17 protein-coding genes are annotated in these 15,921 nt (G+C 42.7%); 16 read left to right on the forward strand and 1 reads right to left on the reverse strand.

Features of this window, described 5'->3' with window-relative positions; genetic code table 11:
- Positions 1–8 precede the first annotated feature (8 nt).
- Positions 9–1,475, reverse strand: a complete 1,467-nt coding sequence (locus tag RKD52_RS00965) for an alpha-amylase (RefSeq protein ID WP_454098301.1) — start codon at positions 1,473–1,475, stop codon at positions 9–11.
- A gap of 206 nt (positions 1,476–1,681) precedes the next feature.
- Between RKD52_RS00965 and RKD52_RS00970 the strand changes: the two genes are divergently transcribed.
- The 16 genes from RKD52_RS00970 to essB all read left to right on the forward strand — a co-directional run bounded on the left by RKD52_RS00970 (position 1,682) and on the right by essB (position 15,910).
- Positions 1,682–3,217: an AbgT family transporter gene (locus tag RKD52_RS00970; protein WP_454098302.1), complete on the forward strand. Its 1,536-nt coding sequence runs from the start codon at positions 1,682–1,684 to the stop codon at positions 3,215–3,217.
- An 18-nt stretch (positions 3,218–3,235) separates the two neighbouring features.
- The gene (locus RKD52_RS00975) at positions 3,236–4,519 is read left to right on the forward strand and encodes an allantoate amidohydrolase (RefSeq protein WP_454098303.1); all 1,284 of its coding nucleotides are present in this window, start codon (positions 3,236–3,238) and stop codon (positions 4,517–4,519) included.
- Positions 4,520–4,530: 11 nt separating this feature from the next.
- A complete protein-coding gene (locus RKD52_RS00980; RefSeq protein ID WP_454098304.1) occupies positions 4,531–5,691 on the forward strand; it encodes a TerD family protein in 1,161 nt (386 codons plus the stop codon).
- Positions 5,692–5,829: 138 nt separating this feature from the next.
- The gene (locus RKD52_RS00985) at positions 5,830–6,432 is read left to right on the forward strand and encodes a hypothetical protein (protein WP_454098305.1); all 603 of its coding nucleotides are present in this window, start codon (positions 5,830–5,832) and stop codon (positions 6,430–6,432) included.
- A 36-nt stretch (positions 6,433–6,468) separates the two neighbouring features.
- On the forward strand, positions 6,469–7,110 hold the full coding sequence (locus RKD52_RS00990) for a hypothetical protein (protein WP_454098306.1): 642 nt from the start codon (positions 6,469–6,471) through the stop codon (positions 7,108–7,110).
- 43 nt (positions 7,111–7,153) lie between these two features.
- Positions 7,154–7,819, forward strand: coding sequence for a hypothetical protein (locus RKD52_RS00995; protein WP_454098307.1), 666 nt, complete (start codon positions 7,154–7,156; stop codon positions 7,817–7,819).
- Positions 7,820–7,849: 30 nt separating this feature from the next.
- Entirely contained in the window at positions 7,850–8,494 is a 645-nt protein-coding gene (locus RKD52_RS01000) for a hypothetical protein (protein WP_454098308.1), read from the forward strand.
- A 69-nt stretch (positions 8,495–8,563) separates the two neighbouring features.
- Complete coding sequence (locus RKD52_RS01005) at positions 8,564–9,184, forward strand: hypothetical protein (protein WP_454098309.1); 621 nt, start codon at positions 8,564–8,566, stop codon at positions 9,182–9,184.
- Between the two features lie 40 nt (positions 9,185–9,224).
- On the forward strand, positions 9,225–9,872 hold the full coding sequence (locus RKD52_RS01010) for a hypothetical protein (RefSeq protein WP_454098310.1): 648 nt from the start codon (positions 9,225–9,227) through the stop codon (positions 9,870–9,872).
- Between the two features lie 73 nt (positions 9,873–9,945).
- Complete coding sequence (locus tag RKD52_RS01015; RefSeq protein WP_454098311.1) at positions 9,946–10,593, forward strand: hypothetical protein; 648 nt, start codon at positions 9,946–9,948, stop codon at positions 10,591–10,593.
- Between the two features lie 120 nt (positions 10,594–10,713).
- Positions 10,714–11,358: a hypothetical protein gene (locus RKD52_RS01020; protein WP_454098312.1), complete on the forward strand. Its 645-nt coding sequence runs from the start codon at positions 10,714–10,716 to the stop codon at positions 11,356–11,358.
- A gap of 13 nt (positions 11,359–11,371) precedes the next feature.
- The gene (locus RKD52_RS01025; RefSeq protein ID WP_454098313.1) at positions 11,372–13,309 is read left to right on the forward strand and encodes a DUF6792 domain-containing protein; all 1,938 of its coding nucleotides are present in this window, start codon (positions 11,372–11,374) and stop codon (positions 13,307–13,309) included.
- A gap of 15 nt (positions 13,310–13,324) precedes the next feature.
- A complete protein-coding gene (locus RKD52_RS01030) occupies positions 13,325–13,651 on the forward strand; it encodes a hypothetical protein (RefSeq protein WP_454098314.1) in 327 nt (108 codons plus the stop codon).
- A gap of 284 nt (positions 13,652–13,935) precedes the next feature.
- Complete coding sequence (locus tag RKD52_RS01035) at positions 13,936–14,229, forward strand: WXG100 family type VII secretion target (protein ID WP_369734966.1); 294 nt, start codon at positions 13,936–13,938, stop codon at positions 14,227–14,229.
- 92 nt (positions 14,230–14,321) lie between these two features.
- Positions 14,322–14,561, forward strand: a complete 240-nt coding sequence (locus RKD52_RS01040) for an EsaB/YukD family protein (RefSeq protein WP_029283122.1) — start codon at positions 14,322–14,324, stop codon at positions 14,559–14,561.
- Between the two features lie 14 nt (positions 14,562–14,575).
- On the forward strand, positions 14,576–15,910 hold the full coding sequence (gene essB / locus RKD52_RS01045) for a type VII secretion protein EssB (protein ID WP_454098315.1): 1,335 nt from the start codon (positions 14,576–14,578) through the stop codon (positions 15,908–15,910).
- Positions 15,911–15,921 lie beyond the last annotated feature (11 nt).

Raw genomic sequence — 15,921 nt, forward strand, 5'->3', positions numbered from 1 at the left:
TTTCATATTTATTCTACATCTTCTTCCGGACGCGCCCAAACGGATACACTCTGGCCATTCACAGGGAATACCGCAAAGCCGTCGTCCTCAATGGTAATGTGCTCTTCGCGCGTGCCGGTCATGTCCACCCATACCTCGCCTGCATGGTGTTCACCGACGCACATGCGCTTTTCGCCGTCATCACCGTTTGAAATGACGACCGCACAGCCTGACCGCTCAAATTCATCCACGCCGCGTCTGACCCAGCCGATGGTGTTCGGATGATCGAAATAATCCTCCTGCTCGCCGTAGGCTCTCGTTTGTCTCACATAAAGAAGCGGGTCAATCGCTTCCCTTTTTCCATCCACAGGGTTGTCCCCGTCAATTCCGTAGTAATCTCCGTAGAAGACACACGGGTACCCATGTTTGCGGAGCAGGATCAGTGCGTAGGCACTCTGTTTGAACCAGTCCTCCACCCATGATTCAAGCGCTTCATCCGGCTGTGAATCATGATTATCAACAAATGTGACCGCATGCTCCGGGTGTGATCCTACAAGCGTATCCTCAAAGATTGTTGAAAGGTCAAAATCCTTCCCTGACTTTGAAGCTTCATGCAGCTTGTAATGAAGAGACACATCAAAAAGACTCATATTGTAATTGATTTTATCAAGGAAATCCTGGCATGCTTTTAAGTCTGATTTCCAGAACTCCCCGACAAAAAAGAAATCATCGCCGCGGTCTTCATACAATTCCTCTGCGAACCGGTGAACAAATTCATGGTTGATGTGCTTAATTGCATCGAGTCTGTAGCCATTGCAGTTCAGTGTATCCGCCAGCCACTTGCCCCAAGAGATCATCTCATCCTGTACGGCCTGATTGTCATAATCAAGGTTTGCAAACATCAGATAGTCATAGTTTCCAAACTCGCTGTCGACATTGTCATTCCAGTCTTTGTTGTCGCCGACGATTTTGAATACACCGATTTTATCATTCTTTGCATCATAATCTGTCCCGTTGAAGTGCTCGAAGTTCCACTCGAAATCAGAATATTTTCCTTTTCTTCCAGGGAAGGTGAATTTCGTCCAGCCTTCAATATTTTTAGGCTTAGACAGTTCCTCGGTCCGGTTTTCCCGGTCCACTTCAATGGCTTTAAACAGCTCGGTCTCATCAGCACCGGCTTTGTGGTTCATGACGAGGTCTACATATACATTAATGCCGACATTATGGCACGCTTCAATGGCGGCGATCAGTTCTTTTTTCAGGCCGTATTTTGTACGGACGCTGCCCTTTTGATTAAACTCGCCGAGGTCATACAGATCATAGACGCCGTATCCGACATCATCCCCGGACTGCCCCTTTGTTACAGGCGGAATCCATACCGAGTCAATGCCCCTATCCTTCAGCTCAGGCGCAAGCTCTTTCAGTCTGTTCCAATGCGTTCCGGTCGGTCTGACATGCCATTCAAAAAACTGCATCATCGTGTGATTCTGTTCCATCCCAAATTCCCCTTTTCTTGTGTTGTATCTGTTATCCTACTTTCTACCCTATATTTTTGAAAATGAAGCAGAATTTTTCAAAAAGAATATGCTCCGTTGGGGGAGCTGCGATTAAGCGCTTCCGTAAATGCTTTTCAAGGTTGCGTATGCAAAAGAAAACTTTATAATAAGAAATATTAAAATTTTCAGTATTCAGGAGGATGTCTATGGAACCAGCTACATCATCAGTAGAAAACAGAAAGAACCGCGGCATCTTTAACCGGATGCTGGACGGAGTGGAAAAAGCAGGGAACAAGCTTCCCGATCCGGTCACCTTGTTTATTTTGTTTGCGGTGATTGTCATTCTCGCCTCACATCTTGCAGCTGTACTGGGTGTAAAGGCAGTGAATCCTGCCACGAAGGAAACGGTTGAGGCTGTCAGTCTTCTTACCAAGGAAGGCTTCCAGAAAATCATGACGAATATGGTGAAAAATTTCGCGGAATTCCCGCCGCTTGGTCTTGTGCTCGTGACCATGATCGGGGTTGGGCTTGCAGAAGGTGTCGGACTGATTTCAGCTCTTCTCCGAAAGCTCGTTCTCGGAGCGCCAAAGGGGATTATTACGTTTTCAATCGTATTTGCAGGTCTTCTTGCCAATATGGCAGGGGATGCAGGATTTATCGTGCTGCCTCCGATCGCTGCGCTAGTGTTCATGAGTGTCGGCAGGCATCCGATAGCTGGTATGGTCGTTGCCTATGCCTCTGTCGCGGGAGGATTCAGTGCAAATTTAATTGTGAATATGCTTGATGCCCTCCTTGCAGGCTTCACACAGTCTGCCGCAGAGATTGTAGACCCTGACTTTCAGACAAATCCTGCGATGAACTGGTACTTCCTCGCGGGTTCGTGTGTGTTTTTTGTGCCGCTCGCCATCTGGGTCACAGAAAAAATTGTTGAACCGCGGCTGCCTGAATATAAGGGGCCCCGCATGCCGATGGACAAGCTGTCCCCTGAGGAAGCGAAAGGGCTCCGCTATGCGGGTGCTGCGACACTTATTTTCCTGCTTCTTGTTGCCGTCACCATCGTTCCTGAAAACGGCTGGCTGAGAGGAGAAAACGGTGCGGTCATTATATCACCGTTTATGAATTCCCTTGTTCCGATCATCATGGGTCTCTTCCTGTTCCCGGCTCTTGCCTATGGAATAGCCACGAAATCCATCCAGTCGGATAAGGACATTGCACAGGAAATCGCCAAATCGCTCGGCACAATGGGCATGTACATGGCGATTGCCTTTTTCGCGGCCCAGTTTATTGCCTATTTCAACTGGAGCAACCTCGGAATCATCATGGCCATATCGGGAGCTGATGTTCTTAAAGGCCTCGGACTTACCGGACTGCCGCTGCTGATTGGATTTATTCTCTTTTGCGGAACGCTGAACCTGTTTATCGCGAGTGCTTCAGCTAAATGGGCAATCGTCGGACCTGTCTTTGTTCCGATGTTCATGCTTCTTGGATATGACCCCGCCTTTACACAAGTGGCCTACCGGATCGGGGACAGCATCACAAACCCGATCACGCCGATGTTTGCCTACTTTGCCATCCTTCTTGCAGGTGCCAAAAAGTTTGATAAAAACATGGGTCTCGGTTCCCTTATTTCCGTGATGCTTCCGTACACGATCTTTTTTGGTATTGCATGGATCCTTTTCTTTATTGCCTGGTACTACCTTGGAATTCCGCTCGGGCCGGGTGCTGATATCTTTTTAAACTAATCAATAGGAGCTGAGCGCATGTTTTCAAAAGAACGATTGCTGAAGGAACTGGATCAGACCCCTTCTTATGAAGGAATAGATCCCCTGGAGCTTGCAGAAAAACTGTCAGCCCTTTTTGATATAGGAAAAACACCAGAGGGAGGAATCACAAGATTTCCTTATACAGATGAAGAAAACAAAGCAAAGGCGCTGTTTCGGTCCTGGATGGAGGAAGCTGGTCTTGAGGTGAAGGAGGATGCTGTGGGCAACCTTTTTGGCATCCTTCGCGGAACGTCGCCTGAGCTTCCCGTTGTGATGACAGGCTCCCACCTCGACAGCGTGCCGAACGGAGGGGCGTTTGACGGTCCGCTTGGCTGCCTGAGCAGTCTGCTCGCCATGAAGGCCATTGCAAAAAACGGCAAACTTAAGCGTTCCATTGAACTCGCGGTTTTTGTGGACGAAGAAGGAGCCAGATTTAAAAACGGCATTTTCGGAAGCCGGGCGATGATGGGAGAAGCAGGCACCGAAGATTTCAAAGCATTTCACGATGAACAGGGAAGCTCGTTATATGACGAAATGATCCGAAACGGCCATCAGCCTGAAAGGATAGCAGAGCACGCCAGAAATCCTAAACAAATCTATGCCTTCCTCGAGCTTCACATCGAGCAGGGAAAGCGGCTTGAATCAGAAGGGAAGGACATCGGCGTTGTCAGCGGCATTGCCGGTCCTTCCTGGACATCCTTCACATTTATCGGCGAAACGGACCACGCAGGGAACACGCCGATGGAGTTCCGGAAAGATACAGTAGCCGCAGCAGCCGAATTCATTTTGGCTGTTGAAAAAACCCCTCGCAGATTCAGCGAAACGGCTGTTGCGACAGTCGGCAAACTGAACGTTTTTCCAAACGGCACAAACGTGATTTCCGGCCGGACAGAAGCAGTGGCAGATGTAAGGGATATCGACCGTGAGGCCCGGGATGCTGTGATACAATCAATGAAGGAAGCCGCACAGACCATCGCAGAATCCCGCGGTTTGACAGTTGAAATCAAAGACGGAATTTCCATTGCGCCGGTCATTGTCCCGGATGACATTCAGGAGATTATCCGGCAAGCGGCAGAAAAAAGCGGCCTTACGACGCTTTCACTGCCTAGCGGTGCCGGACATGATGCGATGACACTTGGAAAATATGTCCCGTCCGGCATGATTTTCGTGCCGAGCCAAAACGGAAAAAGCCACTCTCCCGAAGAGTGGACCTCTCTGCCTGACTGTATAAAAGGGGTGCAGACAGTAAAAGAATCCCTTCTGCAGCTTGCAGACAAATAGGAGGAGAAAACGTGCTTGTACAAAGGGGACAAAAAGCGGATGTCACGAAAGGAAAACAGATTGACCGTCTGACGGTCAGGCTGGGCTTTCGATCAGCAAATCCGGATATGGAAATTGACGGAGCGGCTTTTCTGCTGGGAGAAAACGGAACATGCGGACAAGATGAGGATTTTATTTTTTACGGACAGCATCTCAGCAGAAACGGAGCAGTGGAGCACTCTGCAGGAAGCGGAGGGAGTCAGGAAGAAGTGAAGATCTCCCTCTCCTCTCTCCCAGGTGATGTCCGGAAAATCGCGTTTACACTGACCATTCACGAAGGGGCTGAACGCGGCCATCATTTCAAAGATGTGAGCGGTATCTATCTTGAGGTTGCAGATGCCTCCGGTGCCGAGCTTATGCGGTTTGAATGCGGAGAAGAGCTGTCGCTTGAAACGGCGATTGTGGCAGGCGAGCTTTATGCTCATAACGGAGAGTGGAAATTCAGCGCCATCGGCAGCGGCTTTCACAATGGCCTGGAAGGATTGTGCGCAAACTTCGGCATTGAGGTGAAAGGCGAGCCGCAGGAAGAAGCAGCCGCCGCCATAGAAGAACCGCCGGTTAAAGAGCCCGAACCCGTCCAGCCCCTTAAGATTAATCTTGAAAAAAAGCAGACAGTCTCCATCAAAAAATCAGCCAGAGTCACAACGGTCCTCAAATGGGACAGCAAAAAAGACCTCGACCTCTACTGCTTTTACGTCTTGAAAAACGGTGAATCCGGAAAAGTCTACTATAAGGAACTCGGCAAGGCGAACCAGGCACCTTTCATCACGCTTGACGGCGATTCAAAACTGGCAGGCAGCGAAACAATCATCATTCATAAACCTGAAGAGCTTCGCTACGCCCTTTTTGCCGCATACAGCGCCATCTCAAACGGATTCGGCAGCTTCAAATCCATGAAAGCGCGGGCAGTCGTCGACAACCACCAGGGCCAGGTCGTCACAGCCCCTCTCTTTCACAAAAACTGGTTTGCTTACTGGGTCGCCATTGCCCACCTAAACTTCACGAATGCGGCCAGCATGAGCGTCAGTCATGTTGAAACCTATTCAAAAAGCGGATCTGAACGGTCCCCCATGCTTTATCCTGACGGCACCTTCAAAATGGACGAAGGCCCAATCGAATTCAAACGAAACTAAAGAAGAAAGTCCCATCCCGCATTTTAGGAACAATGCGGGATTTTCTCATTTCTGGAAAAAAGAGATAATAAAGGAGTTTCATCATACCCGTCACTAGGGAATTGGTATGTGTAAATTGTAAAAATTCGGGAGATTATCATGCGATACTTTTATTGTTTAATGATTATTTTGATTGCTGCAGGCTGCTCAGAGGAAAAACTGCCTGATACGGAAGCTTTTAAGGATAAATTTACGCGAGGATTTATAAAGGAAGGTGAGGAAAAGGAAGACGGATATTATACATTTGAGTCAAAGACGAATGGGTATACTATGCTGTTTCCGGAACATGCAAAAGTATCTGAAAGTGATTTCGAATCTCATGAAGATAAATACGAGACATTAAGTCTTGGAGAGAAAATGATAAACCAGAATACCTCTTATTATATAAAACTAACGTACGAAAAGGCTCCAAACATAAATGACACCGATGTACATCTGGAACAGCTGGCCATTACCTCCGGCTACAAAGGAGACTTTAAAAGAGAAGAATTCAATAATAATATTGTCTATTCTGCCAGAGAAAATAACGAACAAAAAGGTCTCTTTTATTATATAGCCGTAATAAAAGCGAAAGACACAGACCAATTAATCCGCTTAACGTTTGACAGCAGCTGCTCAAACGGAGAAACAGAGTGTAACGTAAATCCTAATGAATTAAATCAGAGGCTGAAGATCATTGTGCATTCCATTCAGTTCAAATGAAATGTAAAGTCCAACCGGCTTCTGGCAGGAGAATCTATGATTAAAAAGTTTATAAAACTGAACTTGGCCATTATGCTAACTTTGACAGCCGGCTGCGGGACGGATTCTGCTGGCAAAGCTGAAAAACAGGAATACATCCCTGAAACAGAGGCATTCAAAAATGAATTTACACGAGAATTCATGAAGTCAACTGAAGAAACAGTAGATGGATTTTACACCTTTGAGTCAAAAACCAAGGGGTATACAATGCTGTTTCCAGTAAATGCGATAATCTCGACTATGGATTATGAACAGATTAAAACTTCATATGAGGCTCTAAGCTATAGTGAGGACGTAGACGAAGAGAACATTTCATACTTTATGACGGTAAATTTTGAAGACAGTTCAGATACAGATGATATTCAAATAAACCTTGGGATTCTCTCAGATGTATCAGGTTATGAAGGGGGCTACAAAGAATACACAAGCGGTGAAAAGACAATATACTTTGGAGAAAAACGAAAAGAAGAAGATGGTTATTATTCATACGTAGCCTATATAACATCTGATGGGTCTAATAAAGCAGTAAGTCTTACTTACAACAGTAATTGTTTAGATGGCGGAAATTCCTGTGAACTACCCGGTCCAGGAGAAAGAAAAAAAATAAAAAAAATTTTAGAGTCAGTAGAGTTTAAATGACATGCAGATCCGCTCACTATTTTTTGACAGGAGCCTTATTGTGATGAGAAAAACAACAATGCTGTTCATCATTCCTTTATTTGTTTTTGCAGGCGGATGCGGAATCAGTAGTGGTTCAGAAAGTGAAAAAACGAATCCAGAGTCGATCCCTGAAACAGAGGCATTTAAGGACGACTTTACACGTGACTTTATCAAGTCTCCTGATGAGGCAGAAGAAGGGTACTACACGTTTGTGTCAAAGACAAAAGGATACACAATGCTGTTTCCTGTAGATGCAACGATCTCATCTGCAGCGTATGATTCTCAAGATGATTATTTTGAGACATTTAATTTTGGTGAAACAGTTAATGGGAAAAATCTATCAAGATATATCACCGTTACATATGAAGATAAACCCTCCACCAGAGATGTTGAATTTAACCTTGAATTACTGACTGAGCACACTGGATACGAGTCGGAATTCAAAGAAATCAGAGCAGGAGACAACATCATTTACTATAGTAAGGGCACCAAAGAACTCACCCATAATGAAACAAACAAGAAGGTGAAGTTCTACGGTTATTTAGCCTATATTCAATCGCAAAAGGATCAAGAAGGACTGCACTTCTTTTATGAGACGACATGCAGAAAAGCAGATAAACCATGCGAGATTAATGAACAAGTTGAAGAGGAAAGAGCACTGCTGATGATGAAGTCGATTCAGTTCTAGTTTAAAAACACCTCGACAGGAGTAATTGTTTTGAGAATTAACATTCAGCTTCTATTGATTTGCATGCTTGCATTTACAGGCGGCTGCGGAATGAATAGCGAACAGGGAAACGAAAAAGTAGATCAGGAATCTTTACCTGAAACTAGAGCGTTCAAAGATGAGTTTACCAGAGGGTTTATGAAGTCAACGGAGGAAACAGAAGATGGATTTTACACCTTTGAGTCAAAAACCAAGGGGTATACGATGCTGTTCCCGGTCAACGCAAAGATCTCTACTATGGATTATGAGCAGATTAAAATTTCATTTGAGGCTCTAAGCTATAGTGAAAAGATAGATAAAGAAAACATTTCATACTTTATGACGGCAAATTTTGAAGACAGTTCAGATACAGATGATATTCAAATAAACCTGGAGATTCTTTCAGATGTATCAGGTTATGAAGGGGTCTATAAAGAATACACAAGCGGTGAAAAGACAATATACTTTGGAGAAAAACGAAATGAAGAAGATGGTTATTATTCACATGTAGCCTATATAACATCTGATGAATCTAATAAAGCAGTAAGTCTTAATTACCACAGCAGGTGTATAAATGAAGGGACTTCCTGCGAATTACCCGGTCCAGGAGAAAAAGAAAAAATAAAAAGAATTGCAGAATCAGTAGAGTTTGAATGATATGCAGATTCATTACTGACAGGAGCCGTTATTTTGATTAGAGCCATATTCCTATGCCTGATTCTGCTGGTGATTACAGGCGGATGTCAATCAGGAGAAGACCGCAAAAGCGTTGAAACAGCACAAAAAGCCCAGGAAGAAAGCGATGCAATAAGGGATGAGTTTACCAGTAGTTTTATTGATCCTGATACTAAACCACAAAAAGGATTCTATTTATTTAAATCAAAAACGGATGGTTTTACAATGAATTTTCCCGAAAACGCTACTTTAAACCAAGTGTTTTATGAAATAGATGGAAACCATTTTGAAAATATGCTCTTCGGTGCTAACGACAAAAATGAAAATACGACGTTTTCAATGATTTTGACCTACGAGAATCAGCCCGTTACAGCTGAAATAGAAGCAAATTTATCCTTGATTTCTGACAGCGTAAATTACAGCGGCGAATACTTCAAAGAAGAACTCCCTGACAAAACGATTTATTACGCTGAAAAAACCAGCAAGTCCAAAAATGGTGAGACAACGTTCTACGAAATCTTCGGATATGCAAAATCGGCTGACAGTGATCAGGCTGTAAGCTTCACAAACGCTGTCAGCTGTTTGAAAACAGAAATGACATGCAGGGTTGATGTAAATAAAGAAAAAATGAATACCTTAGACATAATGGAATCTGTTGCTTTCAGTAATTAAAGTGAAGCATCCTTATTCTTCTGACAGGGGCAATATCATAATGGACATAAGAATCATGCTGTTCTTCATTCTTTTATTTCTTTTTGCAGGCGGCTGTGAAATGAGTAAAGAAAAGAACAAAGGGAAAGCAAATCAAGAATCTATACCTGAGACAGAAGCTTTTAAAGATGAGTTTACTAGAGAATTTATCAAATCAACGGAGGAAACTGAAGAAGGATACTATACGTTTGAGTCAAAGACGAAGGGATATACAATCTTGTTCCCCCGAAGTGCTGTTGTATCAACAGGTGATTATGAGGCTGTGAAAGATCAATTTGAGAGTTTATCTTTCGGTGAAAAACAAATTGACGAAAAAATTTCATATTTTATTAAGTTGAGCTACGAAGATAACAGCAGTACAAGGGATATTGATACGAAATTAGAACTGCTCTCCAACGGTGTGGAGTATAAAGGGGAATATAAGAAAGCAGTACAAGGGGATTATATGATTTATTCGTCGGATGCTGGGCTAAAATACCCGGAGTATTACTACTATTTGGCCTATATCAAATCCGCTGCATCTGATCAAGCTATTCGATTCACTTATTTTAGTAATTGCATTGTTGAGGAGAAAAGCTGTGAGCTGATAACTGAAAAAGGAAAAAATCGGATCAATAAGATACTTAATTCTATCGAATTCAAAAAGTGAATTTATTGCTTAAAAATATGCCATACTTTTCAATGATATATTGTATTTCATCTCCTGAGAGGAGCCGCACAAAGTGAAAAAGATAATACTGCTGGTAACGATTGTGCTTGGAATTACAAGCGGCTGCGGAATGAATAGCGAACAGGGAAACGGAAGAGAAAATCAGGAATCTTTTCCTGAAACTAGAGCTTTCAAAGATGAATTTACCAGAGGGTTTATGAAATTAACGGAAGAAACAGAAGAAGGTTACTATACATTTGAGTCAAGGACAGAAGCGTACTCCATGCTTTTTCCCGTTAATGCAATCATCTCAGATATAGAGTACGATGTTGACGGAGATTCATTTGAAGCATTTTCAATTGGCGAAGACAAGGAGGAAGAGAATTATTCCTACTACATAAAAGTCATTTTCGAAGATAGAAAGACGACAAATAATATTTCTGCAAAGTTAAATGTATTATCTGATATGGCGGGGTATAAAGGTGAGTACAGGAAAGAAACCGGTAAAGGATATGATGTTTATTATGCAGCCAAAGAAGAAGTTAGTTTTGGGAAAAAAGCTGTTACTCACTTAGCTTATATAGGGGATACAGGGACAGATAAAGCAATATCGCTCAATTTCAACGGAGGTTGTACAGATAAAGAAAAGCCCTGCGGTCTCGACTCAAAAAATGTAAATGAAAGCTTTGAGAAAATCGTTGAATCACTTATCTTTAAATAAAGAATGAAACATTTAAACAGAAGTAAACGTCAGGTAAATGAACAAGACGCTTAAAGCCATACCAAGCACCAAGCAACTTCACATTATATTAAATTTCATCTCCGGAGAGGAGCCATCACAATGAAAAAAACAATACTGCTGTGTTTAACAATCATGCTTGCATTTACAGGAGGTTGCGGAATGACTAAAGAACAGGGAAACGGAAAAGTATCTCAGGAATCTTTGCCGGAAACTAGGGCGTTTAAGGATGAATTCACTAGAGAGTTTATGAAATCAACGAAGGAAACAGAAAAAGGATATTATACGTTTGAGTCAAAGACTGAAGCGTACACAATGTTATTCCCTGAAAACGGAAAGATTTCTGTTGGAGACTATGAACAGATTGACACTAATTATGAAGCTCTTAGTTTTGCTGAAAAACTTGATGAGGAAAACTTAACGTATTTTATTACTATTAATTTTGAAGAAAGCCCTCATGCTAAGAACATTTCGCTATATACTAAGCAATTGTCAACTGCTACAGGTTACAGTGGTGAGTATTCGGACTATAAGCTTGATGATAAGACTATTTATTATGGGGAATATGAAGATCGTGACAGCGGGCTGTATTTCTATAATGCTTATATCGTATCCAATGAATCAGATAAGGGTGTCCGCTTTGTATTTTCTGGTCGATGTATTGAAAATCCAAAATCGTGTAAATTATCTCCTTCAGCAGTAAAAGAAAAAACGAAGAAGATAATAGATTCCGTAAAATTTAAATGATTAAGGTGATAACATGAATAATAATGAAGTGTTAGCTACCGATTTAATTAGAGCCAGAATAGCCGAACTAGAGTATGAAGGGATTACCGAGGAAGACATTAGACGGATCTATATAGAGGAAACTGGTGAAAAGCCTCCTGTAAATATTAAAGTTTATCGCTCTGAGGATTTTAAACTAAATAAAAATGAAGATTCTGGTTTTGATGGGACTATCCTTCATTTTTATGATTATGAAAAAGGAATAAATCAAACATATACGATTACTAGAGGGAGTGAACATAAAGAGGGAAATAGTGAAAAGGATAGACCTTTAGATTGGATATATAATGCTATGGGAATTTTTTCAGGGCAAAACGATAGTCAGTTTGACTCTGCAAATCAATTTGAAGAATTGGTCAACGAGAAAATAAAGAAAGACCTAGAAAATAAGTCCAAGAGTTTAGGTGCAGACATAACTAAGGAAGAGATACCATTAAAAAAACTTGGAATCGGACACTCTTTAGGAGGTAATCTTATTCAAATGCTTGCTATTACTAGAGGAGACTTTGAAAAGGTTTATGCGATAAATGATGCTCCTCCTAGTGCATACCAATTAGCAGCAATTGATTCTAAATTCAGAGGTAAACTATTTATTGAATTTAATATAGATGAAACAGATTTCGACCAAATCTACACCATCCCACCCAAAGACCTGAAAGCCTTCGCCGAAACTTACTACAAAGAACAAGGCAAGAACATCCACCACCTCACGAATGAGGAGGATATGCTCTTTGCTGCTTCTGAGCTGCGCGGATTTTTGGATTTGGGAAGCCGGACGATGCTGGATTCGAATCCTGATTTTGAGAGTATCAGAGAGCGGATTGCGAATCTCTCGGATGAGGATTTGTATGAGATGCAGAAGTTTCTTGTGAAGTACGCCCCTGCGTACAAGGCAGGCGGCTACGACGGACTGATTAAGGCGATGACGGGAATTGATCTTGTCTTGGTGCAGGATTTGAAGAGTGAGTGGGAGGGCTTCAACATCACGGATAATCCTGTTGATACGCTGGATTCTGCCTGGGAAACGATGAAGAAGTTTGATGAGATGGCTGTGAGTTTAAGAGATTTCATCGAGCAGCTGCCTGTGCTTGCTGAGAACATACCGGTCATTCTCAGCATTTTCACGGATTTAACGAGTGAAGAAATCTCGATTATTGAGGGTGAGCTCGCAGGCATGGAGAATGATGTGATTGAAATCCGTTCGATGATAACTGATCTGATGAGCATGAGCACGATGGAGGAGCTGCTTACTCTTAATCCCTTTACCTTCTATGAAAATATCAAGGATATGACGGAACGGTTTGAAGCAATCTATTCAAAGATCAATGGGTTAATGGACAGGTTCGACAAGATCTTTGCTGCCATTGACAGAGCGAAGCTTGATTTCGGGGCAGCTGTCGAGGGCCACAGCCTGCAGCAGGTGTCAAACGCGCTTGCGAAAAAAGGAAGGCGCTATGAAGGCGGAAATCTTATTCTTTATAAAACGGGTGCAGACGGAAAGAAAATTGAAGTGAACCTTTCCTCTTCAGTACGGATTTATCAGAGGGGGATGGACAGCTATGAAGCCCGGGAAGAATCACTTAAGCGATATCAGGCTGCCTATGATGCAGCATTCCTTGATGATTTTGACATGAGAAAAAGGCATCTGCTGAATCAGATTCAGGATATGGAGACAAACCCCCGCGCTTTCAGGAGTATGTTTAACCTCGAGGATGCCGAGATCAGCAGCATTCAGGTGCATGAGCACATCCCGCCTCTCCCCTCTGCATTTGCTGACCGTATGGAGGAAGCTGTACATCATTTTCAGTATCAGTTTGATAAAGGAAGAAGGCTTGTGACTTCCATTAAAACATCGATTGAAAAAATGTTTAATGAAGAAAAGGACATTGCCGCCATTTTTGAGCTGAGATAGAAAGGGGTTATTTAGATGAACCAAATCTATAAAAGGCACCGGTTTGAATCGATTTCGGAACATCCCGGCAAAGCAGACCATGTCAATGCCCAGCTGAACCAAATCGCTTCTGAAGATGCAGCTCTGACCTCCTATATTACAAATGAACTGGCAGGCAGCTCCGCCCTGTTCATTGATGAAGTGTTTAAAGAGCTGAGTCAGCTTCAGCGGGAGAATGAACATGCTGTCAATCAGTATACCTACATGAATCACATGCTTTCGAACCAATACACTACTTTAATAGAAGAAATCCGCACCCAGAGCGTGACGATCCGCTATGATAAAAAAGAACCAGTAAGCTAGTCTAATACGTTATTCCACTAAATAAGACATTAAGGATCAGAAAATAAAAAGGACTTACCAACTACAAACTGGAATTTTTATTAAAATTTTTCCTTAAAATAGGTTTATTATCCATTTAATAGTGGGTATTTATAAATAGAATTTACTAGTAGTGAGATTTTTTTCCTCTCTTACATATTAGTAGATAGTTTGTACCATTTTACTAGTATCACCCAAGTAACAATTGACCTTCATGGTCTTTGTTTATACAATTAATGTAAATTCATGTAAAAGGAGAGATAATGATGTCAGGTATTATTCGCGTAACACCAGCAGAACTTGTCGATATGTCAAAACGCTACAGCAATGAAGGTGGAGAACTTGGTCTAATGATCGGCCGTCTTGACAGCATGATCGGTCAGCTTCAGGCTATGTGGGAAGGGGAAGCGAGCAACGCTTTCAGAGACCAGTACGAGGAGCTTAAGCCTTCTTTCGTGCAAATGCAGAATCTTGTAGAAGATATCTCAAGACAATTGGACAAAACAGCACACGCTCTTCAAGAAGCGGATGCAAACATTGCTGGCCAAATCCGCGGCTAATAGCATCTGAAAGACAATTTAGTGAAGTGCTAAAAAGGAGCGCCGATTCTATTTTAGATGAAGGCGCTTCTTCATTTTTGAGGTGAAAAGGCATGTATATAGAAGTGACGATAGATTTGAAGCATTATACAGGAGAAACATTTGATCTGAGGCTGTCGAACTATCACTCTGTGAAAAAAGCAGTGGATATTGTGTGGCAGGCAAAATGCATTTCTGACCCACCTCGAGAAGGGTACTGGGTGCGCGTTCCCAATAAGCAAATTGTCCTATCAGGCAACCATAAGCTTGTAGAATGCGGAATTACAACAGGAGACCGATTTGAAATCCTATGAAGGAGTCATTCTCAATGTCAGAAAAAAAACCGGCATATTTGGAGCAGCAGCTTGATGCTGTCATCGAAAAAGAGAAAGACGGCTATACATTCGTCTTTCAAACAGAAAAAGTAAAGCTTGATCATGTATCAGAGATTGAAATGATCAAAGAAATGGATCCGTCTATTAAGCGTGATGTAACACTGGCTGAAGATGAATTGAGGGTTCATGTTCAGCCTCCTAGAACTTATTTGGGTTTTTCCAGTTTAAATAAAAAAGATGAACGAAGCAAGTGGAATTTTTCCTATCAGCTGGTAAAAAAGGTAAAAAATCACTCGCTTTCACGTATACATCTTATTGTTTGTCCCGAGAATCTTCTTTTTGACCAGAGCTTTACCCCGTACTTTCTCCACTATGGCGTGATGGAGAGCATTCCCCCTTATGAACAGGACGGCGGCCAGCTGTTCCGGGAGGTAAAAGCCTGTGCGGCGGCTGCAGTGGATTCGAAATATTCGTTCGAGCAGTATTTGAAATTCAACGAGACGCTCGATGTTCCGCCTGTTCCGAAAGAAATTCTATCAGCAGATACATATGAACAGCTCCTTGAGCTTATTGAAAAAAACATGAAGGAAATAGATAGACGGAATGCAGCGCTTGTAACCATTCCCCAGAAAAAATGGAAGATGACGCGGTATGTTGCGCTGGGCTTTTTGATCCTGCTTGTACCGGCCCTTGCTTATACAGCTTATTCCCTTTTTTCCCTGAATCCTAAACAGGAAGCGTTTGTCGCGAGCAATGAACATTACCTGGGCAACAACTTCAGTGAGGTTGTCAGCACGCTCGAAGGCTATAGCATTGATGAGATGCCCCTTGTCGTAAAATATCAGCTTGCATCCTCCTACGTTGTGAACGAGTCACTTACAGAGGACCAGAAAGAAATGCTGAAAAACCGGGTGACGCTGCAGTCTGATCCGCAGTACCTTGAGTACTGGATTCATGTCGGCAGAGGTGAAGCGAAAGAAGCCCTTGACCTTGCGAGAAACCTTGAAGAACGAGATTTAATCATTTTCGGTCTGATCAAATATGAAGAGCAAATTAAAGCTGACAGTGAACTGGACAGCGAGGAAAAACAGCAGCAGCTTGAAAAAATCCGTGCTGAAATTGAGCAGTACGAAGAAGAGCAGGAAGCTCAAAAGAAAGAAGAAGAAGCAAGGCTTGAAGAAGAACAGCAGGCACAGGAACAGGTAGAGCAGCAGAAGGAAGAAGAAGAACAGCAGGCTGCACAAGAGGCAAAAGCCAAAGAGGAAGCTGCAAAAGCGAAGGCACCTGCAGAAAAGCCTGCCGCTCCTGCAGGTTCAGGCTCTAACTGATCATAGGCAAC

This window comes from Metabacillus sp. SLBN-84 (genome assembly GCF_053629595.1).

Coding starts and splice junctions, on each gene's coding strand:
- RKD52_RS00990 (WP_454098306.1), top strand. CDS start 6,469: ATGATTAAAAAGTTTATAAAACTGAACTTGGCCATTATGCTAACTTTG.
- RKD52_RS00965 (WP_454098301.1), bottom strand. CDS start 1,475: ATGGAACAGAATCACACGATGATGCAGTTTTTTGAATGGCATGTCAGA.
- RKD52_RS01020 (WP_454098312.1), top strand. CDS start 10,714: ATGAAAAAAACAATACTGCTGTGTTTAACAATCATGCTTGCATTTACA.
- RKD52_RS01030 (WP_454098314.1), top strand. CDS start 13,325: ATGAACCAAATCTATAAAAGGCACCGGTTTGAATCGATTTCGGAACAT.
- RKD52_RS00985 (WP_454098305.1), top strand. CDS start 5,830: ATGCGATACTTTTATTGTTTAATGATTATTTTGATTGCTGCAGGCTGC.
- RKD52_RS01025 (WP_454098313.1), top strand. CDS start 11,372: ATGAATAATAATGAAGTGTTAGCTACCGATTTAATTAGAGCCAGAATA.
- RKD52_RS01035 (WP_369734966.1), top strand. CDS start 13,936: ATGTCAGGTATTATTCGCGTAACACCAGCAGAACTTGTCGATATGTCA.
- essB (WP_454098315.1), top strand. CDS start 14,576: ATGTCAGAAAAAAAACCGGCATATTTGGAGCAGCAGCTTGATGCTGTC.
- RKD52_RS01040 (WP_029283122.1), top strand. CDS start 14,322: ATGTATATAGAAGTGACGATAGATTTGAAGCATTATACAGGAGAAACA.
- RKD52_RS00995 (WP_454098307.1), top strand. CDS start 7,154: ATGAGAAAAACAACAATGCTGTTCATCATTCCTTTATTTGTTTTTGCA.
- RKD52_RS00975 (WP_454098303.1), top strand. CDS start 3,236: ATGTTTTCAAAAGAACGATTGCTGAAGGAACTGGATCAGACCCCTTCT.
- RKD52_RS00970 (WP_454098302.1), top strand. CDS start 1,682: ATGGAACCAGCTACATCATCAGTAGAAAACAGAAAGAACCGCGGCATC.
- RKD52_RS01010 (WP_454098310.1), top strand. CDS start 9,225: ATGGACATAAGAATCATGCTGTTCTTCATTCTTTTATTTCTTTTTGCA.